The organism is Atopobacter sp. AH10 (genome assembly GCF_003664595.1).
Lineage (GTDB): Bacteria > Bacillota > Bacilli > Lactobacillales > Aerococcaceae > Atopobacter.
Genome location: NZ_QXPZ01000002.1, coordinates 130,115 through 151,740 on the forward strand (window position 1 = coordinate 130,115; position 21,626 = coordinate 151,740).

19 protein-coding genes and 1 riboswitch are annotated in these 21,626 nt (G+C 39.8%); of the genes, 7 read left to right on the plus strand and 12 right to left on the minus strand.

The window, feature by feature from the left end; genetic code table 11:
• Position 1: 1 nt before the first annotated feature.
• From D3H64_RS01100 to aroF, 5 genes are all read right to left on the minus strand, one after another.
• Complete coding sequence (locus D3H64_RS01100) at positions 2-2,137, minus strand: BglG family transcription antiterminator (protein ID WP_121563982.1); 2,136 nt, start codon at positions 2,135-2,137, stop codon at positions 2-4.
• A 401-nt stretch (positions 2,138-2,538) separates the two neighbouring features.
• Positions 2,539-3,642: a chorismate synthase gene (gene aroC / locus D3H64_RS01105; RefSeq protein ID WP_121563984.1), complete on the minus strand. Its 1,104-nt coding sequence runs from the start codon at positions 3,640-3,642 to the stop codon at positions 2,539-2,541.
• A gap of 127 nt (positions 3,643-3,769) precedes the next feature.
• Positions 3,770-5,092 carry a 3-phosphoshikimate 1-carboxyvinyltransferase gene (gene aroA, locus D3H64_RS01110; protein ID WP_121563986.1) on the minus strand — a complete coding sequence of 441 codons (1,323 nt, stop codon included), beginning with the start codon at positions 5,090-5,092 and terminating at the stop codon, positions 3,770-3,772.
• A gap of 57 nt (positions 5,093-5,149) precedes the next feature.
• The gene (gene aroB / locus D3H64_RS01115) at positions 5,150-6,247 is read right to left on the minus strand and encodes a 3-dehydroquinate synthase (protein WP_121563988.1); all 1,098 of its coding nucleotides are present in this window, start codon (positions 6,245-6,247) and stop codon (positions 5,150-5,152) included.
• A 64-nt stretch (positions 6,248-6,311) separates the two neighbouring features.
• Positions 6,312-7,325 carry a 3-deoxy-7-phosphoheptulonate synthase gene (gene aroF, locus D3H64_RS01120; RefSeq protein ID WP_121563989.1) on the minus strand — a complete coding sequence of 338 codons (1,014 nt, stop codon included), beginning with the start codon at positions 7,323-7,325 and terminating at the stop codon, positions 6,312-6,314.
• Positions 7,326-7,573: 248 nt separating this feature from the next.
• On the opposite strand from aroF, the gene D3H64_RS01125 reads away from it, so the two are divergent.
• From D3H64_RS01125 to D3H64_RS01155, 6 genes are all read left to right on the plus strand, one after another.
• On the plus strand, positions 7,574-8,392 hold the full coding sequence (locus D3H64_RS01125) for a shikimate dehydrogenase (protein ID WP_121563991.1): 819 nt from the start codon (positions 7,574-7,576) through the stop codon (positions 8,390-8,392).
• Positions 8,393-8,406: 14 nt separating this feature from the next.
• The gene (locus D3H64_RS01130) at positions 8,407-8,949 is read left to right on the plus strand and encodes a shikimate kinase (protein WP_158589187.1); all 543 of its coding nucleotides are present in this window, start codon (positions 8,407-8,409) and stop codon (positions 8,947-8,949) included.
• A 305-nt stretch (positions 8,950-9,254) separates the two neighbouring features.
• Entirely contained in the window at positions 9,255-9,692 is a 438-nt protein-coding gene (gene aroQ, locus D3H64_RS01135; RefSeq protein WP_121563995.1) for a type II 3-dehydroquinate dehydratase, read from the plus strand.
• A gap of 774 nt (positions 9,693-10,466) precedes the next feature.
• Positions 10,467-11,438 (plus strand): aspartate carbamoyltransferase catalytic subunit, encoded by a 972-nt coding sequence (locus D3H64_RS01145; protein WP_121563999.1) that lies wholly within the window; start codon positions 10,467-10,469, stop codon positions 11,436-11,438.
• 4 nt (positions 11,439-11,442) lie between these two features.
• Positions 11,443-12,717 (plus strand): dihydroorotase, encoded by a 1,275-nt coding sequence (locus D3H64_RS01150; RefSeq protein WP_121564067.1) that lies wholly within the window; start codon positions 11,443-11,445, stop codon positions 12,715-12,717.
• 269 nt (positions 12,718-12,986) lie between these two features.
• Positions 12,987-13,811, plus strand: coding sequence for a hypothetical protein (locus D3H64_RS01155; RefSeq protein ID WP_121564001.1), 825 nt, complete (start codon positions 12,987-12,989; stop codon positions 13,809-13,811).
• A 191-nt stretch (positions 13,812-14,002) separates the two neighbouring features.
• On the opposite strand, the gene D3H64_RS01160 is transcribed toward D3H64_RS01155, so the two are convergent.
• Both D3H64_RS01160 and D3H64_RS01165 read right to left on the minus strand, forming a co-directional pair.
• Positions 14,003-14,413: a cytidine deaminase gene (locus tag D3H64_RS01160; RefSeq protein WP_121564003.1), complete on the minus strand. Its 411-nt coding sequence runs from the start codon at positions 14,411-14,413 to the stop codon at positions 14,003-14,005.
• Positions 14,414-14,422: 9 nt separating this feature from the next.
• Complete coding sequence (locus D3H64_RS01165) at positions 14,423-14,887, minus strand: S-ribosylhomocysteine lyase (protein WP_121564005.1); 465 nt, start codon at positions 14,885-14,887, stop codon at positions 14,423-14,425.
• Positions 14,888-15,042: 155 nt separating this feature from the next.
• Positions 15,043-15,140: riboswitch (TPP riboswitch) on the plus strand.
• A 44-nt stretch (positions 15,141-15,184) separates the two neighbouring features.
• Between D3H64_RS01165 and thiT the strand changes: the two genes are divergently transcribed.
• A complete protein-coding gene (gene thiT / locus D3H64_RS01170; RefSeq protein ID WP_121564007.1) occupies positions 15,185-15,739 on the plus strand; it encodes an energy-coupled thiamine transporter ThiT in 555 nt (184 codons plus the stop codon).
• Between the two features lie 368 nt (positions 15,740-16,107).
• On the opposite strand, the gene D3H64_RS01175 is transcribed toward thiT, so the two are convergent.
• From D3H64_RS01175 to D3H64_RS01195, 5 genes are all read right to left on the minus strand, one after another.
• Entirely contained in the window at positions 16,108-16,926 is an 819-nt protein-coding gene (locus D3H64_RS01175; protein WP_121564009.1) for an ABC transporter ATP-binding protein, read from the minus strand.
• 3 nt (positions 16,927-16,929) lie between these two features.
• Positions 16,930-17,808, minus strand: coding sequence for an ABC transporter permease (locus D3H64_RS01180; RefSeq protein ID WP_121564011.1), 879 nt, complete (start codon positions 17,806-17,808; stop codon positions 16,930-16,932).
• Positions 17,809-18,105: 297 nt separating this feature from the next.
• Positions 18,106-19,077 carry an ABC transporter substrate-binding protein gene (locus D3H64_RS01185; protein WP_121564013.1) on the minus strand — a complete coding sequence of 324 codons (972 nt, stop codon included), beginning with the start codon at positions 19,075-19,077 and terminating at the stop codon, positions 18,106-18,108.
• A 654-nt stretch (positions 19,078-19,731) separates the two neighbouring features.
• Positions 19,732-20,703, minus strand: a complete 972-nt coding sequence (locus D3H64_RS01190; protein WP_121564015.1) for an ABC transporter ATP-binding protein — start codon at positions 20,701-20,703, stop codon at positions 19,732-19,734.
• Positions 20,696-21,619, minus strand: coding sequence for an ABC transporter ATP-binding protein (locus tag D3H64_RS01195; protein ID WP_121564017.1), 924 nt, complete (start codon positions 21,617-21,619; stop codon positions 20,696-20,698). Before D3H64_RS01195 ends, D3H64_RS01190 begins: the two co-directional genes overlap by 8 nt.
• Positions 21,620-21,626: the final 7 nt, after the last annotated feature.

The following is a 21,626-nucleotide window of genomic DNA, read 5'->3' on the forward strand; positions in this document are numbered from 1 at the left end:
CTTAATCCATCTCCTTAGCTTTTTCGGTAATCAACCGATAAAATTCGTCCTTCCCTGAAGAATGAATCAATTGTTCTACAAATGCTTCATCATCTAAAATAACCGCCAATTGCTGCAAGGCTTTTAAGTGTGCTGTGGAATTTACTGTCGCCAATACAAAAATAAGTTGGACTTGTTTATCTTCTTTATCTTCCTCCTCTCCCTTAATATTAAAATCAACTGCTTCTTGGACCAATAAAGCACTTATTCCCAGACGATTAACGCCTTTATCCGCTCCTGCATGAGGAACAGCTACATGGGGAACGAGGACAATATAAGGGCCAATATCTTCCACAGTTTGTATCATGGCATCTATATAAGATTCTTCGATATCTCCTGCCTTCAACAAGGGTTGAGCCGCTAAACGAACCGCCGCTCTCCAATCACTAACCCTTTCAACACATTGAATCTTGTCTTTTTTTAACAAAGCTTCCAATCTCTCGCCTTCTTTCTTCAACAAAGACTCTTTCCTGTCTTGTTGAGCAAAATAATCTTTTAACAACTGTCTTAAGGCTATAGGATCCTTAATCACCGCATATTCTTCCATTGCTTTCATTAATTGATCGATAGACTCATTAGTCGCATCTTGAATATGAAAATAGTGATAGACCTCTTTTTTGAGAAAATCTTTTTCTATAGCATTCATGATAGGTTTCGCAATGAACACTGGCTTTTTACAGATCACCTGAATGGGAGAAAAAACCATATCTATCCCTTCAAGCGGCTCAGCTGATAAATCATGGGTGGATAGCAAACGATCCACCTTAATCTCTGGCATAATACGTTTGAGCTGTTCTTCAATCATCAAAGACGAGGAAATACCATTGGGGCAAACCACTACAGCTTTTTTCGTATAGCTAGATGGCTCATCCAAACTGAGATAGCCTCCAAAATGCATGGTAAAATAAGCAATCTCATCGTCACTAATTTCTTCCCCAGTCAGTCGACTTAAAGGATCAAGGCTAAGTGACACCAGTTCGAATAAAGCACCGTAGTTTTCTTTAATCTCTTCGGTTAAAGGATTGGATAATTGCATCTTAAATTTAATCCGATAATAGGCCGGAACTAAATGGCGATAGAGATTTTCTTTAAAGGCTCTACCCTCTGGAAATTCCACTCCAGTTTTGCCTTTAACTGCATCAATGATTTCCTCCATCACTTTTTGTATAGCAGAAGGCTCTAGCTGATTTTTCCTACTGATTGGAGTTTTCTCTTCCCGATCGATAGTTTCTTCAGTAGAAGCCATCGACTTTTCCGCCAAGCCTTCCATTTTGCTTCTTTTCTCTTGATAAGAAAGATCCCCCTCAACTGCTGCCAACAAGCGTTTCACCACGGCATTAGGATAAGCCTTTAAACTGGGAAACTTTTCCATTAAGTCTGTCAGCAAAGGGGATCTGGAAAATTCATGACCGATTGGCTCATCTTTCCAACTTTCAGTCAGATGAATGACGATGGCTAACCAATAAACACATTCCCCTAAGCGTTCAGGAACAAATGTGACCTTAGATGTGGTTAATAAATCCTCAATGGCTTGAATCTTTAGATCAAATTGCCAATAATTGCTGATATAATGAACTTCCCATCTGCCAATCTGCTGGCTTAAAATAGTCTTCAAACTTCTATCAATCAGCCGAAAAACATTTTCCTTTTGACCAACAATACGGTAACCAGTTTTCCTAGCATAGCTTAAATTCAAGTCATAACAGCTCAGTAGAGCTTTTACCTCTTTCAAATCTAAACCGACTGCATTTTTACTCATGTGCAAAAATTCTTGGAAATGATAATTCGATACAAAAGACTTTTGTAACAATAGCATCAAGACAATCATTTCGGGTCTTTCAGTTTGGAAAAAGATTTGCTTGTCTAAGTTAGGCCAATGATCAAACAAGCTATCTTTATCTACCCTAGGAACTTGTAACCTATCGTCTACTAATTCGATAGAAGCTAAGTTACCTTCCAAAAGCAAACTATTGACCCGGTCTATATCCCTTAGCAAGTTTCTCCGACTGATCTTCGTCACTTGCTCTAATTGATCTAAGGAGTAACCTCGATAGTCCATAAATAATTGCAATTTGGTAAAAAGATCACTCGTTATCATCTCTTCCCCCCTTGTCAATTTTAATCATATCACAAGAAAATGAATGCGCTTTATCAATTGAGCCCAATAAGATGTGTCTGGCTTAAACAGAAAATTGGGCTCAAATAAAAATAGTCCATATGAAAAGCAAGATCTTCCTAGGATAAAGTGCCTTGGTCGCACAAATAAAGCCTAAGCGGTCACTGACTAGCTATAGTTTTTTGATCCACCCCATTAACAAGAAAAGTAGATAAAAATGCTTAAAAAGGCCTAAGAGATGGCCAACACTTTGTTAGCAGTCTCTTAGGCTTTCCTCTTTTATAAATCATATGGACTAGTAGCGACTCATCTACTTGATAAACGAAGGCTTATTCCTTAGCTCAATTCTAAACTAAGGCTTCTTAGCTAGTCCTAAAGGTCATTTATTCTTCTACAGATTTTGTCCTTGTCAAGAAACTTTCCATTAAGGCAATAGCGGTAACTGCCTCTAAAACTGGTAAAACTCTTGGAACAATACATGGATCATGTCGTCCTTCTATAGAAAGCTCTACCTCTTCCTTCTTTTGAAGGTTGATCGTCAATTGCCTTTGCCCGATGGAGGCGGTAGGCTTAACAACCGTTCTAAAAACTATCGGTCGTCCAATGGTAATTCCCCCAATGATGCCTCCATTATGGTTACTCTTTGTGGAGATTTCTCCATCTACTGTATAGCAAAATGGATCATTAGCTTTTGACCCTCTCATGTCTGCCAAGGCAAAGCCCGTCCCAAATTCTAGCCCTTTGATTGCTGGAACAGAAAAAACCAAATGGGATAAACGGGATTCTATACTATCAAAGAAAGGATCCCCATAGCCAGCTGGCATACCCAAGACAACTATTTCAATTATTCCACCGACAGAGTCTTTTTCATCCTTTGCCTCTAGAATAACTTGCTTCATCTCTTTTGCTTTTTCCTCATTATAAACCGGCAGGCGTTGTTGATGAAGAAATTCAATGTCCTCGTCCGTTAGATTTTTTTCTTCTGTCCAAAGTTCATCATGGACTGAAGCTATTTGAACAATATGCCCACTGATCTTCACACCCTTTTGCGCCAACCACTGCTGGCAAAGACTTCCCGCAAAAACTAGTGGCGCTGTGAGTCTTCCCGAAAAATGTCCACTTCCTCGGTAATCATTAAAGCCATCATATCGGCTCCTGCCCGAATAATCTGTCTGACCTGGACGCATCACTTCTTTAAAAGCACTGTAGTCCTTAGACCGCGTATTATGATTACGAATGATGGCAGTAATGGGCGCCCCAGTTGTATGATCGTTAAATATTCCGCTTAAGATTTCCACTTGATCTAATTCTTTTCTTGGTGTGGATATATCATCATGTCCTGGTCGACGACGTTCTAGTGCTTTATTGATAGTTTCCCTATCCAACTTTAATCCTGCTGGGAAGCCAGATAGAGTAATACCGATAGCTGGGCCATGCGATTCACCAAATAAAGCCAATTGCAAATGATTCCCCCAGATACCATTCATGCTTTATCCCCCTTCTCCTATAGCTGATAGGCCTCAATAGTCCTTATTAAAAATGGGAGGTCTTATTTTTTTGTATAAGAAGAACTTAGACTTCATTCTCTTCTAAGGCACTTCGCCTATGTTTTCCTTAAGCTAGGTCTGCTGACCCACCAAGTTTTTGCCAATCTTCCCAAAAATGAGGATAAGATTTCCGTACAACTTCAGAATGTTGTAAATAAATAGGTTCATCACAATAAGTAGAGGCCAGGGCTAACATCATCGCAATCCTATGGTCGTGGTGGCTATCAACCACTACCCCACCTTTAAAGCTAGATTTCCCCTTTATAATCCAACTGTCCCCTTCTATCCTTATATCTGCACCAATTTTAGTCAATTCCTCTTCTACAGCTTTGAGGCGATCCGATTCCTTCAAGCGTAAACGTCCTAGATTCGTTAAGCGACTTTCCCCTTCTGACAGGGCTGCCACTAAGGCAAGTAAAGGCATAATATCCGGCGTTTGATCTCCTGATAAATCAACTACTCCATGCCTATGATTAGCCGAAATTGAAATAGTCCCGTCTTCTTCCACCCAATTCATTCCCCCAAAGGCTTTCAAGAAAGTCATGACTTTACGATCAGGTTGGACAGAATCCACTGACAAACCCTTCACTTGAACTTGATGACCAAGAATACCAGCACATAAATAAACTGCCCCTTGTGAAAAATCTCCTTCAATCGTCAATTCACCTGCTTTATAGCTTTGTCCTCCAGGGATCCGGTAAGTTTGACGGTCAACTTCTTCTATCTCTACTCCAAACTTTTCTAAAACATCTAAACTAATCGCTACATAGCCAGAAGATGACATCTCCCCTAAGACATGAAGTTTGGAATCCCCTTTTAAGAGAGGCAAGGCAAGCAACAAACCGGTGATAAATTGAGAGCTCAATTGTCCGGATAGTTCATATGACCCCGAAGACAAAGGTCCTGCCACAACTAGGTCTAAAGGTTCTTGTTTCAATAAGTCAAAGGTTAATCCTTGTTGTTGAAAAATGGTTTGGTAAGCTGACAAAGGCCGTTGACCAAGTTTCCCCTCTCCTACAAAACGAAAGGCTTGCGAACCTATTGCCACTAAGGGAATCAAGAAACGCAAGGTTGAGCCAGATTCTTTTGCTTGGATCACAGGATAAGGTTCTTTGACGCTAGTCACCTTTTGACCTTCAGTCGTTAGAGAATGCCCTATCCCTTTAATGGTCAAACTTTGCGTCAACTTTTTAGGATCAAGAGCACTAATTTCTGCCCCTAAAGCTCTCATCCCCTCAATAGTCGCCAAGATGTCATCAGATAATTGTACCCCTCTAATAAGGGATTCTCCCTCTGCTAATCCAGCCGCAATAATAGCACGATGAGTTTGACTTTTGGATGCAGGCGCTGTAACAATACCCTTCAGGCTTGACTTTTTTAGATATCTCACGCTGTTACCTCCTTTGTCTTAATAGGTGTTTAACTTTAAAATGAACTGATTTTGTTCTTAGCCCTGAACTTCTTTTAAACTATCCAATAGTTCTCTTTCAAAGCTTTCATTTACCTGTAATATTTTTGCTTTCCCTACAGATTCTATCACAACAACATTTAACTGACTGCCCAAATTTTTCTTATCCCTTCTCATAAAAGGTAAAATTTGTGGCAAATCCTCTGCTTGATCTAATCGAACGGGAAGCCCATGCTGACTTAATAATTGCCTTATTTTTTTACTGAGGCCTTTTGGCGAATAGCCCTTTTTCTCTGCCCAAGAGGTCATATAAACCATCCCGACAGATATGGCCTGACCATGATTATACTTGTGATAAGCGTAATAAGCTTCTATGGCATGGCCAATGGTATGGCCAAAATTCAGCAACATCCGTTGTCCACGGTCTTTCTCATCAGTTGCCACGAGATCCCGTTTCATGGCACAACAAGTAGCCAAAATATTTTCAATAGACTCCATCAGTTCATCACGATTTTTCTTTTCTGCTAAATCGTTAAAAAAGCCCTCATCCCCAATTAAAGCATACTTGATAACTTCAGCCATTCCAGAAGCAAATTGCTCATCAGATAAAGTTTCTAACACGTCTGGGTCCATAAAAACAGCTTTAGGATGATAAAAAGCACCCACTAAATTCTTTCCCTCTGAGAGATCAATAGCAACCTTGCCCCCAACAGAAGAGTCAACTTGACTTAAAAGTGTAGTTGGAATTTGAATCAAATCCAATCCTCTTAAGAAACTGGCTGCTGCAAAACCAGCCAAGTCCCCCACTACTCCTCCTCCAAAGGCAATGATCGCATCGGTGCGTTTAAATCCCCATGCTACCAATTGTTCCCAAATGGCGGATAACTGTGTGAGGGATTTACTACTTTCCCCTGCTGGAACAACAAAAGGGTAAAGTTTGAAGCCTGCTTTTTTGAGCTGTTCAAGTGCTGGATTTAAATAGAGTGCTGCAACATTTTCATCTGTAATAAGGCAAATACGACAATCTGTTGTAACATAGGGTCGAATAGCCTCATCTAATCGCTTGACTAGGCCTCGTTCAATCACAAGTGGATAATCCACATTTTTTCGTTGGACTTGAACACGTAAGCTTTTCATTTTTTGCTCCTTTCTTTACCCTTCCATAAACTCTTTACCTCTTTTATCCTAGCTAGAGAAAAAATTATTTTCTCCCTTCTAAGTCTGCAATCACTTTAACACTCTTCATCAAGTCAGCAAATGCCTCTAAAGTCAAAGCTTGGTCTTTATCACTCATGGCTTTTTCAGGTTCTGGATGCACTTCGATAATCAAACCGTCTGCACCAGCAGCAATAGCAGCTTTAGATGTAGCTTTAATGTAAGACCTTCTACCTGCAGCATGAGAAGGGTCGATCAAAATTGGTAAATGGGTCTTTTCTCTTAAGACTGGCACTGCTTGAATATCTAAGGTATTGCGAGTTTCTGTTTCATAAGTTCGAATACCTCGCTCACAAAGAATAACATTAGGATTCCCATGAGCCATTATATATTCTGCCGCCATCAACCATTCCATGTAGGTAGCGGAAAGTCCACGTTTCAACAAGATAGGTTTGTTAATTTTTCCTAATTCCTTTAATAGAGCAAAATTCTGCATATTTCTTGCCCCAATTTGGATCAAATCAACTTCTTCTACAAAAGCATCCATTTCAGCAGTAGCAGTAGACATCAGTTCACTCACAATAGGCAGGCCAGTAGCTTCTTTAGCACGTTTTAAAATAGCTAAGCCTTCCAAACCTAGTCCTTGGAAAGCATAAGGTGATGTACGTGGTTTAAAAACTCCTCCACGTAAATGAGTTGCTCCTGCTGCTTTGACAGCAAAAGCCGTTTTCATCACTTGTTCTTCATCTTCTACTGCACATGGGCCTGCTATAACCGTCAAATGACCTGGACCTATAAGGGTCGATCCTACTTGAACATGACTTAATTCAAGGTGGTTGGAGCGACTAGCTTTAGGGTAAGAACCAGCATCTTCTATAACTCTATCAACGTAAGTCTTTAATCTCCAAAAATTAGGCTTAGAAGTATTGTCTTTTTGCACATGAAAAGTCAATTGACCTTCAACTTCGATCCACTCACCTGATATCTTTTGTGAAGTTAGCTCTCGCTTCATTTCGCTCAGCATATCTTCTGTCACATTCTTTTGTAAGATAATGTCCATGTCATCTCTCCTTATAAACCCCGCCAGTTCAGCCTTCCCTTCTTTTCCTATAATTGATCTTTCTTCCTTCATGGAAAAAGAGCTAATTATTTGCTAGAATGGCACTAGCTAAAGGGAATGAGCACCTATCATTTTCATGATCGCTCGCTATTAACGGGTAGAATTAGTTATTATTTGTATTATAATATAGAACTTACCGACTCATTTCAACGTTTATAACAAAAAAGTATAGCAAAAAAGGAGTTATTATGTCACACTATGGTTTATTAGGGCATCCTTTAGGACATAGCCTATCCCCTCAACTTCACAAGATCATCTATAACACTTTAGGAATAAAGGCTTCCTATAGCTTATTCGATCGAAAAGAAGACGAATTAGGCCTTTTTTTTCAAGAATTACGAAAAGAAGACGGAGCTGGGACTAACGTCACTATTCCTTATAAAGAAAAAGTAATCCCCTTCTTGGACTATAGGACACCTGTCGCAAAAGCTATTGGAGCTGTCAATACCATCGCTTCAAGAGAAGGCTTACTCTATGGCACCAATACGGACTACGATGGGATAGAGCTCACTTTCAAACGACAATCTTGGCCTATTAAAGGTCATTCTGCCCTTGTGCTAGGAACTGGTGGCGCCTCACTCGCTGTGGAACACTTTTTAAAGAATTCAGGTATTCAACATTTAACTTTTGTCAGTCGAAAAACAATTTCGCATTTCAAAGGGCATCCTGTCGTCTCTTATAAAGATCTGGACACTATTAAGGCTAATTATCTCATCAATGCCACTCCAGTTGGCCTATACCCTCATACTGAGGACTGCCCTATTCAGCCCTCACAAATAGAAAACTTCGATGCTGTCTTTGATCTCATTTATAATCCTAGTCAAACTCAACTTTTGCGCCTAGCCCAACATATTGGTATTCCCACAAGCAATGGATTAGACATGTTGATCGGACAAGCTATCAAAGCTCTTGCTTTCTGGCAAAACAGAAGTTTTACGTCAAGTGAAATCGAAAATCTCTACCAAACTATTTTAGCGCAAAAAGCAAACTGGCTACGTTCATTATAAAGGAAGTGATGTCCATGGAGTCAAATAAAAGTCGTTCCAAGAAGGAAAATCAACCCCTAGTGAATATTATTCTAATTGGTCTACCTGGTTCTGGAAAAACAAGCCTAGGTGAAGCCTTAGCTCAAAAACTAGGCTTTAGCTTTAAAGATAGTGATAGAGTGATTGAAGAAGAAAGCGGGCAAACTATTCCTAGCCTTTTTGAAAAAGGGGAAAGCTATTTCCGCCGAATCGAATCTCAGGTACTAATAAAACTATCCCGAGAAAGAGGCATCGTCCTAGCTACTGGTGGAGGGGCTGTATTAAGGGCTGAAAACATGCATCATTTAAAAAATAGTGGAAAAGTCATTTGGATCGATCGTCCCTTGGAAAAAATCAAAGAAGATTTAGATCCAAGTCACCGTCCCCTTTTAGCCAAAAATTTACAAAAACTCGATCAACTGGACTTAAATCGACGCCCCTTATATGAAGGCTATGCAGATCATCATTACATTAATTCAGGGAATTTTGATCAGGCCTTAGCCGAGTTATCAAAACTCGCAGAAAATCTGTTGCCCTAGGATGAAAAGCCTATAAGTTTCACCGCAAAAATTCACTAACCATAAATGGAGCCTCCAGGGAAAAGTCTTTTCAAAAAATCGCCTTGAAAGCGAAAGTTCAACAGAGCACTCTCTCAATGAAGCACTTTAGCAAAAGACTAGTTTCAACATCACTTCTCCCGGCGTCCCTAAATTAGTCAAACAATATACTTTAGCAAAAGACTAGCTTCAACATCACTTCTCCCTGCCTTTCTCCATCAGTCAAACGATTTACTTTAGCAAAAGACTAGCTCAACATCACTTCTCTATAAGAAAGGAAAATACCTATGCACATTCTTATCCTTAACGGACCCAATCTCAATCTATTAGGTCAACGTGAACCTCAAATCTATGGCACAAACACTCTAAATCAAATGGAAGAAAGCATCAAAAAAGTAGCTCAGCCCTTAAATGTTCAAGTGGACTTTTTTCAAAGCAATAGTGAAGGAGCTATCATCGATACAATCCATGCTGCTAAAGATAAAGGAATAGATGGCATTGTCCTTAACGCAGGAGCATACACCCATTATTCTTATGCTATTCTGGATGCTATCCATGCTGTAACTACACCCGTCGTTGAGGTTCATCTATCCCCTATCTACCAACGGGAAGCTTTCCGTCATCATTCTGTCATCGCTCCAGCTTGTATCGGACAAATCAGTGGATTTGGCATAGACAGTTATCGCTTAGGACTTCTTGCCCTTCTAAACGATCTAGAAAAATAAAATGAGCTTTTCCTTTAAGCTCCTTAACTAACTTATTCATCACGATCAATTCTATATCAAGAAAAAAAACCTTGTCTATAGTTAGACAAGGTTTCTTCTTGTGGCGCTATTGCTAACGTTTAGCCCTGTTCACATCAAGACTAAAAGATGGCTGCAATCCGGCAGTGCCAAAAAATGGCTCCATCTCCACTTCAAATGTTGCAATCGTGCAACACTCGACTCATCGCATGACTAGAATTCTAACATATTTAGTCCAGATGTACAAGTTCTCCATAAATTTAGTTCAGATGTACAAGTTCTCCATAAAAAGAAAAGTCCTTTGAAAAATAGTCCTATCCCTCTTCTTACGTTTAGAGAAAATTAGAATGCATGCTAAAATAACAGGGGCTAGGTCATCTGAGAATATTATAGAAAAATTGAGATCAGCTCTAAAAAATCATCCCAATCTCCAAAAGGCACCAGAGTATAAAGTGAACGAGAAAGTTTATATATACAAACCTTTTTTACACACTATCCTCGATTTTTGCCTTTCTCCATTTTTTCTCAAAAAAAGTCACTAAAACAATTGACATTTGAAATAGTCTTCCGTATACTATCGTCAAGAAATAAATACTGTCGTCTTTAAACGAGCCCTGTGAGACTCAGAAGACACGAGCGTCCTAACGATCTGTTGTATCCTCAATAGATTGCTTTTGACTGAACATACTCGTGTCGATGACAGGAGTATTTTTTTCGTCAACCGTCGTCAAGAACAAGACCTAGGAGGCTCATTAAATGGAACACTTATTTTCAATGGAAGAATTATCAACTGAAGAAATCATGCGCTTGGTTAACCGCGCTATCAAATTCAAAAACGAAGGCTTCCGCCCATTCAACGACACCAAAACTGTAGCTAACTTATTCTACGAAAACTCTACTCGGACTAAATTGTCATTTGAAATGGCAGAACGTCAATTGGGAATGAACAGCCTACCATTTGAAGTGAGCACTAGCTCTGTTCAAAAAGGTGAATCTTTATACGATACTTGCAAAACTTTAGAAGCAATCGGTTGTGACGCCTTAGTTATCCGTCACCCAGAAAACAACTACTATGATCAATTAGAAGGTCTGAACATTCCAGTCATCAATGGTGGTGACGGTTCCGGTTCACACCCAACCCAATGCTTACTAGACCTCGTAACTATTTACGAACGCTTTGGTCGCTTTGAAGGTTTGAAAGTTGTTATCGCTGGGGATATCTTACACTCCCGTGTAGCACGTTCTAACCAACAAGCCTTAACTCAACTCGGTGCAGAAGTTGTCTTCTCCGCTCCAGAAGTTTGGCAAGATGCTTCTATCGACTGCCCATTCGTCAACTTGGATGACGTTATCGAAGATGCTGATATCGTTATGCTACTCCGTGTTCAACACGAACGCCACCATGAACACGAATCATTCACTAAAGAAGAATACAACAAAGCTTACGGAATGAATCAAGAACGCTATGCCAAGATGAAGGAAAATGCTATCATCATGCACCCTGCTCCAGTTAACCGGGATGTTGAAATTTCTAGCGAATTAGTAGAATGTGATAAATCCGTCATCTTCCCTCAAATGACTAACGGGGTATATGCACGCATGAGTATCCTTCACGAACTATTAAGCGAACGTCCAGCACGTATCGCTCCACTCCCTGAAGAAGAAACAGCTGAAGATGTTTCCTTCACTTTCTCCAACGCCAAGAAGAGAGGTATCGCTCTTGACTAAAGATATGTTATTGATCGGGAAAATTCTAGAAGGCGATAAGCTTATTCCTAGCAAAGTACGGATCAGCAATGGCTTGATTCAAGCCATTGGTCAAGACCTCACTAAAACTTCAAACGAAGACGTATTAGATCTAGGGGACGAGTTGATCGTCCCTGGTCTAATTGATGTCCACGTTCATTTTAGAGATCCTGGTTTAACCCACAAAGAAAGCTTATCCACAGGTTCTAGAGCTGCAGCTCGTGGTGGATTTACCACTGTTTGCACGATGCCAAACACTAAACCAGTGATGGATTCTGTTGAAAAAATAAAAGCCTTTAAAGCGCGTTTGAAAGATGAATCCCCTATCCATGTTCTTCCTTACGCTGCCATTACAATTGACGAAAAAGGCGAAGAAGTTGTGGATATGAAAGGTTTAGCTGAAGAAGGCATTTTCGCTTTCTCCGATGATGGCCATGGTGTCCAAACAGCTGATAACATGTATCAAGGTATGCTTCGCGCTAAAGAGCTAGGCTTGGCTGTCGTTGCCCATGCTGAAGATAACAGCTTGGTTCATGGTGGATGCGTCAATGAAGGTATAGCTAGTGAAAAGTTAGGCTTACCTGGCATTAATTCCATCTCTGAAGCCGTCCAAATTGCTCGTGACGTCCTCTTAGCTGAAGCTAGCGGTTGCCACTATCATGTGTGCCACGTTTCTACAAAAGAAAGCGTTCGAGTCGTTAGAGATGCTAAAGCTGCCGGAATAAATGTGACTGCAGAAGTCTCCCCTCACCATCTCACCTTAGATGAAGAAGATATTCCTGGGAATGATCCAAACTTTAAAATGAATCCTCCTCTTCGCTCTCACTCAGATCGTCTGGCCTTAATTGCTGCTTTAGCTGATGGAACTATTGACTGTGTCGCTACAGACCATGCTCCGCACACAGCTGAAGAAAAAGGCAATGACATGAGAACAAGTGCTTTTGGGATCGTCGGTAGCGAATATGCTTTCCAATTGCTCTATACTGACTTAGTAAAAACAAATCAATTAAGTCTTAGCAAATTAGTAGCAGCTCTCACCACTAATCCAGCCAATATTTTTAACCTCCCTACTGGCCGATTAGAAGTTGGAGCACCCGCTGATATCACGGTGATCGATCTAGAAAAAGAATGGACTGTTGATCCTGAAAAATTCTTCTCTAAAGGTCATAATACCCCATATGCTGGTAAAAAATTGACCTCTGATATCCATTACACAATCGTCGATGGTAAGATCGTTTACGACGGTTGCCAAATCCTTTAATATCTGTTTATCAGGTGACACGCAACGCCTGACATCATGCTAGTCTCATCTCCCCTTTAAAGAGACTAGCCAAGCCCCGAAAGTTAGCAAGACTAGGCTAGTTTTCGGGGCTTTTTCTTCTTTGTCCTCTTTCCTAACCCTTTTCATAGCCTTTTCTATTAACGAATTGTCCCCTTAATAAAGGGTAAAAGTTCTGTAGACTGATCTTGCTATTTAAGCCAAATTTGTCTATAGTAAAAATGAACTATTCTAAAGGAGTCGGAGCCATTATGATGAAAAAATGTCCATATTGTAAAAATGATATTCCCCAGCAAGTGAGCGAATGTCCTTTTTGTGGAGCTTACGTCAAAGGAGTCACTGCTAGCACTACAGCAGAAAAGTCGTCTAGTAAAACTGGCGAAAGTAAAGCCCCTCAATCGAAAGAATCTCGGCAAACTATGGACTCCCGCAAAAAAAATACCCCAAAATCATTGGTCAAAATTTACTCCAGCGTAAGTGGTTACTTAAGCTTTTTAAAAAGTAATTTTGTTTGTCCAAGCCTTCAAAGACGTGTTCGTCGCAATGAAAATACTTACTATGGCTACATTACAGCTTTCCTTACCATCTTGCTTAGTGCTGGGAGTTTAACCCGTTTGGTCACAGGTTTGATCAGTAAATACAATTTACTATCGGATATTTCCATCCTACCTTCTGCCAACATTAACCCAAATCCTATATTCTTTTTCATTAAATCTGTTATCTTCTTCCTTGTCTACTATCTAGGCTTCCCCATCATCGCCTATTGGATAAAGAAACTGATTTTGAAACGTAGTCATGAATTCCACTTCTGGATCACCCAATACGAAGGGGCAAATACGATCGGACTTTTATTTGTAAGCATTAGCTTCTTATTGAGTTTAATTTCTCCTTTGCTGTGGGCTATCCTTATTAGTTTTCTTTTACTTTTAACAGCGATGACTTATGGCATTACTTTTGTCGGTTCTTTCTACAAAACTGTCAATGAAACAGCTATTGATAATATCTATTTAAGCTTAATTGGAGGAGCCTTGCATCTTTTTGTGGTAATGACTCTCGCTTACTTGATGTTTCCTTAAAAGGGACTTTGGCACATCTTATTGTTTTGCAATTGATCTATCTCCTTAAAAAAGAGCAAAAAATAGAGCTAAAAAAAGCGCAACTTGATTCCTAATGGTTTCAGTTGCGCTTATTTCTTCTTTTCGACAATAAATCTTTCGCAGCCCCTCTAGGACTTTGCAAGGAAAATGAACACGACCTTTCCTTACCTTTATTCCTCTATCCTATCTAATTCCTTGAAGGCCATTGGGGAAAGTTCCCCTAAAGTAGTAGTTAATACCTCGCCATCAGCTTTCGTTAAATAAATAGGCGTTGTGGGATCACAAAATTCAACCATCACCTGACGGCAAATCTGACAAGGAGCTAGATAATTAGTCGTTTTCCCCACTATAGCTATAGCTCTTATATTGCCTTTTTTGTATCCCTGACTAATCGCAGTAAAAATCGCAGATCTTTCCGCACAGTTGGTTGCTCCGAAAGACACATTCTCAACATTTACTCCCCTAATCACTCGCCCATCTGTCATTTCTAAAGCACATGAAACAGGAAATTGTGAATAAGGGCAATAGGCATTGTCTAAAACTTCTTTAGCTAATTCGATCAATTCTTTAGCTGTTGTCATTACAAACCTCTAGTCAAAAATACGTTCAAAAGGATCCAAACTAATCCCTTGTTTTAAGATATCTCTAGCATACTCCTTTGCCCCAAATAAGGAATGGTCACGGTAATTACCGCAAGAACGGGCATCTGTAGCCTCAACTCTTTCTGCGTCTAAAGCTAGTTCAAGAACCTTCACCAAGGCATCTCTCACCTCACGAACACTTGGTTGCCCCCAACAAATAAGGTAAAAACCTGTCCGGCAGCCCATTGGAGAAATGTCAATCACTCCATCCAAATAATCCCGAATGTTCACAGCTAGCAAATGTTCTAAACTGTGTAAAGCAGCGGTTGGAATAGCCCCTTGATTCGGTTGGATCAAACGCAAGTCAAATTTACGAATCTTAGCACCATCAGCATTTTCTTCATTTCCAGCAATTCTGACATAAGGAGCCTTAACCTTCAAATGATTCAATGAAAAACTTTCTACTTTTGCCATATTTTCAACTCCTTTTTACTCTTTATCTGGCAGTAAGAGTCTTTTTTATTCGCCCTTAAAAAGAACGTTCTTTCTTTCTATTGTAAAGAAGTCCATTAAAATTGACAAGCTATCCTCTTTCACTTATACTAAAGTCAATCAAATATTGTTGTACTTCTAAAACAAAGGGGCGCCACGAGCTGAGACGTGATCTATCACGAACCCTTAGAACCTGTTTGTTAACACAAGCGTAGGGATTGTTATTTGGCAAGTTATCATGCCTCTTTGTCTTAGTTTAGGGACAAGGAGGTCTTTTTTATGTCCAATTCCCATATTAAACTTTTAGCAGAAGAAGCCATTATTGCTGCGATTGCCATGGCTTTATCCTACCTTCCATTAGATATTGCTTGGTACCAGATCAGTCTAGGCTGTTTACCTATTGCTATTCTTTCCATGCGTAGAGGTCTACTAGCTGGGCTTACTTCTGGTTTTATCTGGGGTTTATTGCATTTACTTCTTGGGAAAATTTACTTTCTTTCTGTCATTCAATTTACCATGGAATATTTCTTAGCTTTCATGCTGATGGGATTAGCCGGGCTTACAAGCCATTCTTTTCAAGCTCAATTAAAGGCCGGTAAATCGCCATATATGACCTACAGTCTAGGAGCTCTTTTAGGTTGTTTTGCTAAATATCTGATCCATTTCATAGCAGGTTTCATCTATTGGGGACAATACGCTCCAAAACACATGTCTCCCGTTATTTACTCCTTGTCAGTGAATGGATCCAGTTTTATCATGACTAGCCTAACGGTCATCGTTATCGGGATTATCCTGATCAAAACTTATCCAAAACTATTCCAGGTTCAGCCATAGATATCAGCCAATCTATCACTGAACATTCATCGAATCAAGAAAGGCATAGGATATATCCTGTGCTTTCTTGAGACCATCATCCTCTCTCCCTTCAAAAGGGAGAACGCCCCAGATTAGTCTGGGGCGTTTTTTTGATAAGGATAAACTGACCTCCTAAAGTTAGATATCTTAGTCTAGCTTTAGGAGATCGGTTTATGCGTTACTGTCTTTCCTTTCTTTTCCAACGCTTTGAAAAGAAAATCTCAGGAAAGATCTAAACAGGATTTTATAGTTCATCCTATTTCAATAAAGAAAGGAAAGATCTAAAGAAGGCTTTTTAGTTCATCCTATTTCAATAAAGAATAGGCAAATAAACTAATAGCCAGGTTTTAGGCATAGACTAAAGCTGCTTCTCCCTCTTCAAGGTCCACCGCTTCACCTCGGGAGAGATTGCGGAACCAGGTCAATAATTGTTGATGTGTCAGTTGACTTTTCTTTTCTTGATCTAAATCAGCAACAATTTCTCCTTTATGGAGCATGATTAAACGATTCCCATAGTCTATCGCATCCTGCATATTATGGGTAATCATTAAAGTGGTCAATCCTTGTTCTTCTACAACAGTTTTTGTCAGTTTCATTACTTGATTAGATGTATGTGGATCAAGCGCCGCCGTATGTTCATCTAAAAGCAATAATTCTGGTGATTGCATCGTCGCCATCAATAAGGTTAAAACTTGGCGTTGCCCACCAGACAAGAGGCCAGCTTCCGTTTCCAAACGCTCTTCAAGCCCCATCCCCATCTTTTTTAGCAATTCGCTATACCTTTTCTTCTTATCTTTTGATAAGGCTGGCAATAAGCCACGTTTCTTCCCACGCTTTTCTGCAATAGCTAAGTTTTCAGCAACCGTTAAATGCGGGCAAGTCCCAATTTGTGGATCTTGAAAGACCCGAGCCATAGCTTTAGCTCGTTGGTGGACCTTCATGCCATTTATTTTTTGCTTATTTAAAAAGATGCTACCAGAGCTGGCTTGTAACCCACCTGAAATCAAGTTTAACAAGGTGGATTTCCCTGCCCCATTAGACCCGATAACTGTCACAAAGTCCCCTTTATTCAACGTCAAATCAATCGACCGACTGATGCAATGTTCTTCACCATCTGCTGATCGAACAATTTTACTCACATTTTCTAATCGTAAGAGTTCTTCCATTTCTTATTCCTCCGCCTTTTTTCCTGCATGTGGTCCCCAAAGAATAATAGCCAAGGCCAGCGCTGATAGGATCTTAATATCGCTGGACAAGATCGGTATAAGAGATTGTTGCATGATTAAATCAATAACCAAGCGATAAATTATCGCTCCAATCACAATAGAAATCAATCGGACAGGAATCCCTGCTTTCTTCAACAAGACCTCACCAATAATGACTGCTGCTAAACCAATAACGATAGTCCCTGTTCCCATTGCAATGTCAACGAAGCCATTGGACTGTGCTAATAAACCACCAGACAGGGCAATTAAGCCATTAGATAACATAAAACCCACTAATTTCAATTGGTCTGTCTTTATACCATTTGCTTCACTCATAACTGGATTATCCCCAGTTGCCCGTAAAGTTAAACCATATTCAGTCCGCATGAACAAGACAAGCAAAAGGATGACCAAAGTAACCACTAATACAGCCAACAGCAAGCAAGCCATATCCGTTTGAAGTCCCCTATCTTCCAAAAAGGTGATAAGCGTTTTCTGCCCGATCAAAGGAATGTTCGCCTTCCCCATCAAACGTAAATTAATGGAATAAAGGGCAGTCATGGTTAAAATACCAGATAAAAGAACGGGTATTTTCATTTGAGTGGTCATAAATCCAGTCAAAAGACCTGCTAAAGTTCCTGCTAGAAAAGCAACAGCTAAAGCGACTATAGGGGAGACTCCCTGTAAGAGTAACTTAGCCACCACTGCAGCGCCTAAAGGGAAAGCTCCCTCTGCTGATAAATCAGGACTATCTAATAGACGAAAACTGATATAGACCCCCATAGCTAAAATGGACCACATCATTCCTTGCGAAACACTTGAAAGTAACAAATCGAGAGACATCGCTCCACCTTCCTTAAAAATACACTAACTCATTCTTCAACTTTATTATTTAACGCATTATAAAAGAATAGTCGTTGAGACTTTACCCATCTAACTAGTCAAAGAATAATGCTTGGACTACTTTTTTACTTAAACTTTTCATTTCTTTTATTCAAAGATAGGAGACGATTTAAAAGTGTTCCATTCGCCTCACTATCTTTTTATTCCGAATATAGCCTTAAGATCAAGGCATATCTTACTTTAAATTTTTCCTTTTAGCCCATCAGGACTTTTAGGAAAATGACTGCTATATCCTAATTATTTTTGGATTTTTTCAAGATCTACGCCAACAGCCTTTGCCATAGCCTTGTTCACTTTTAAAACAGGTTTCTTAGAAAGTTCTACAGGCATATTTTTCGCTTCTTTCTTCCCTTTTAAGATCTTGACGGCCATTTCACCTGTTTGTTGACCTAATTGGTAATAGTCAACCCCATAAGCACATACAGAGCCTTTTACAGCTGCATCGAAAGCTGATACAGACGGTTTCTTTTCTTCTTTTAGGACTTCTCCGATGGTTTCGATCGTATCTGCTACTGTATTATCAGTTGGAAGGTAAACCGCATCAACCTTTTTCGCTAAAGCTTTGATCGCTTGTTTCACATCATTGGAAGAAGTAACCGTTACACTTTCAACCTTAATCCCCTTCTTCTTGGCATAAGCTACAACATCTTTGTATTGCATTTCAGAGTTCACTTCAGAAGAATTGTAAAGGACACCGATCGTCTTGATCCCTTCTTTTTCTTTCAAGAGAATGTCCACTACTTGACTAGTTGGCGCCATATCTGAAGTCCCAGTCATATTCTTGCCTGGTTTGTCCTTACTTTCAACCAATTTAGCGGCTTTAGGATCCGTTACAGCAGTGAATAATTGAGGTGTTTTCTTATCCACTTGTAACATCGTTTGAGCTGCTGGTGTAGCAATATCTAAGATAATATCGTGTTTCCCTTTTAATTGTTGCGCAATAGATTGCAAGTTAGATTGATCACCAGAAGCATTCTTATATTCCACTTTAAGATTTTTTCCTTCTTTATAACCTGCCTTCTTCAAAGCATCCAAGAAACCTTTCCGGCTACGATCTAACGATTCGTGTTCAGTATATTGTAGGATAGCCACCTTTGTTACTTTATCTGCAGCAGAAATTCCATTTTGACCTTGCCCTAATCCAAGTAAAGTCAAGGCTGATAAGGCTACAATAGCTACTGAATACATTTTTGCTTTTACTGATAACATACAAATTCCTCCTAGGATATATCAAATTAATACTATCAAGATAGTCTACAGTTACTCGTTTTAAAGTCAATAAAGTCGCTTTCCATGGCATTCCTCCCTGCAAACAAAAGAGCCTATTTAGCGATAAAAACTAAATAGGCTCTTGGAACTCACCAAAAAAATATAGATTCAAGTTTTCCTTGAGCCTTTTAGAATTTATCTTCTATGGGGCTCAAGTCAATGTTAAATAGCTCTAGCCTTCATAGATACAATCACTTGTTTTCGTGCTTGCACCCATGAAGAAATCACGGCTACAAACACTATCTAAAAAAGCTAAAGAAAAATCGATTAATTTTTGAAGCCGAGCAGATCGGCATACCGGATGAATTATTCTTTTGCATGTCCATCATGCTCCTTCCAATGAATCGTTTGGGAATATCATACTTGCTTTCAGATAATGTGTCAAGTATTTACAGAAAAAAAGATTTAGAATTCAAGTTACTAATGGATAAAATCCTTGCCATAGCGTCGTTTCTTAGGCCAATTTTTTCAAAAAAGCCATCAGTCCACCCTCGCTTTCACAAAGGTGGACTGATGGTAAAGAAGAGCTAAGGAGTTAGAAGGTTGATGAAAAAAGTTGAGGAGAGGCGTATCAAGCTTCTAGATCTCTAGCCATTAGCTCTTGTATTGGTAGCATGTACATCTTACCCAGTGATCAGGTTCTACTTCACGCAACTCTGGATGTTCTTCATGGGCTTCTTTTGGAATCCATGGTACCCGACCAGCAAATCGACAACCAGCTGGTGGATTTAAAGGACTAGGAACATCCCCCTTCAAATAGATACGTTCTCGTTGCAAACCATATTTTGGAATAGGAATTGCTGAGAGTAAAGCTTTGGTATAAGGGTGCATTGGATTGTCAAATAAAACATCATAGCGAGACATTTCAACAATTTGCCCCAAATACATTACAGCCACCCAGTCAGAAATATGGCGCACCACAGATAAGTCGTGTGAAATAAATAAATAGGTCAGTTTAAATTCTTTTTGCAATTCATCCATCAGATTCAATACCTGTGCTTGCACCGAAACATCCAAGGCAGAAACAGGTTCATCCATGACAATAAATTCTGGTTTTAAAATCAAGGCACGAGCAATACCTATCCGTTGCCGACTCCCCCCATCCATCTCATGAGGGAAAGCTCCCGCAAAGCGATTCGTTAAACCAACCGTATCCATCATATCATAAACTGCATCTTCCAATTCTTTTTCGGAAGAAAAGAGATGATTGACTCGAGCTGGATCTGCGATCAAATCAAAGGTATTCATCCGGGGATTCAAGGATGAGTAAGGATCTTGGAATACAATCTGCATGGATTGGCGTAAATGTTTCATTTCCTCTTTTGACTTGTATTCCAATATATTTTTACCGTTCATTAATACTTGCCCAGAAGTTGGTTCATGCAGGCGAATAATAGCCCGTCCAACTGTAGACTTCCCACAACCAGATTCTCCTACTAAACCGAGCGTTTCCCCGCGATTAATTGAAAAACTAACTCCATCAACCGCCTTGAGTTCCCCAGATTTAGTATGGAAATATTTTTTTAGATCTTTTACCACAAGTAGTGGTTCTTTCTCATTACTCATGGTCATCCCCCTCTTCCTCTAGCGTTAACGGGAATGCCACGAAATGCCCTGGACTAACTTCCCTATATTCCGGTTTAATTTTCGAAAAATCAGGTAAGGTCACCGACAAGGTTTCTAAGCGTTCGACGTCCTCATCAATTTTCGGAATAGCACTAAAGAGCGCTTTTGTATAAGGGTGGTAAGGGGTTTCAAATAAATCTTTAACACTCGCATGTTCCACAATGGTACCGCCATAACATACGGAGACCTTATCACAGGTTTCTGCTACTACCCCTAAGTCATGCGTAATCAAAATCATTGACGTATCATATTTTTCTTTTAAATCCTTGATCAAAGCTAAGACTTGCGCTTGTATGGTCACATCTAAGGCAGTCGTTGGTTCATCAGCAATAATCAGGGATGGATTACATGCTAGGGCCATGGCAATAACCACCCTTTGCTTCATCCCACCTGAAAATTGGTGAGGATAATCATCAATACGTTCCTTACGAATCCCTACCACTTCAAGCATTTCAATAGCCTTTTTTCGAAGATCGTCTTTGCTCACTTCTTGGTGGAGACTGATAACTTCCTCAATTTGTTGCCCCACTGTCATGACCGGATTCAGTGAAGTCATTGGATCTTGGAAAATCATCGATATCTTATTCCCACGAATCTTATACATTTCACTTTCTGGAACTTTCATCAGATCTTTGCCTTCTAGCAAAATTTCTCCAGAAGTAATTTCTCCAGGTGGATCTGGAATAAGTTGCATAATAGACAGGGCAGTAGTCGTTTTACCAGCCCCAGTCTCCCCAACCAATCCATGGGTTTCGTGCTTATCTATTTTAAAATTCAAACCATTAACGGCATGAACTACACCAGCATCTGTATGGTATTCCACACTTAGGTTTTTTATCTCTAATAACTCGTTCATGGCTAGC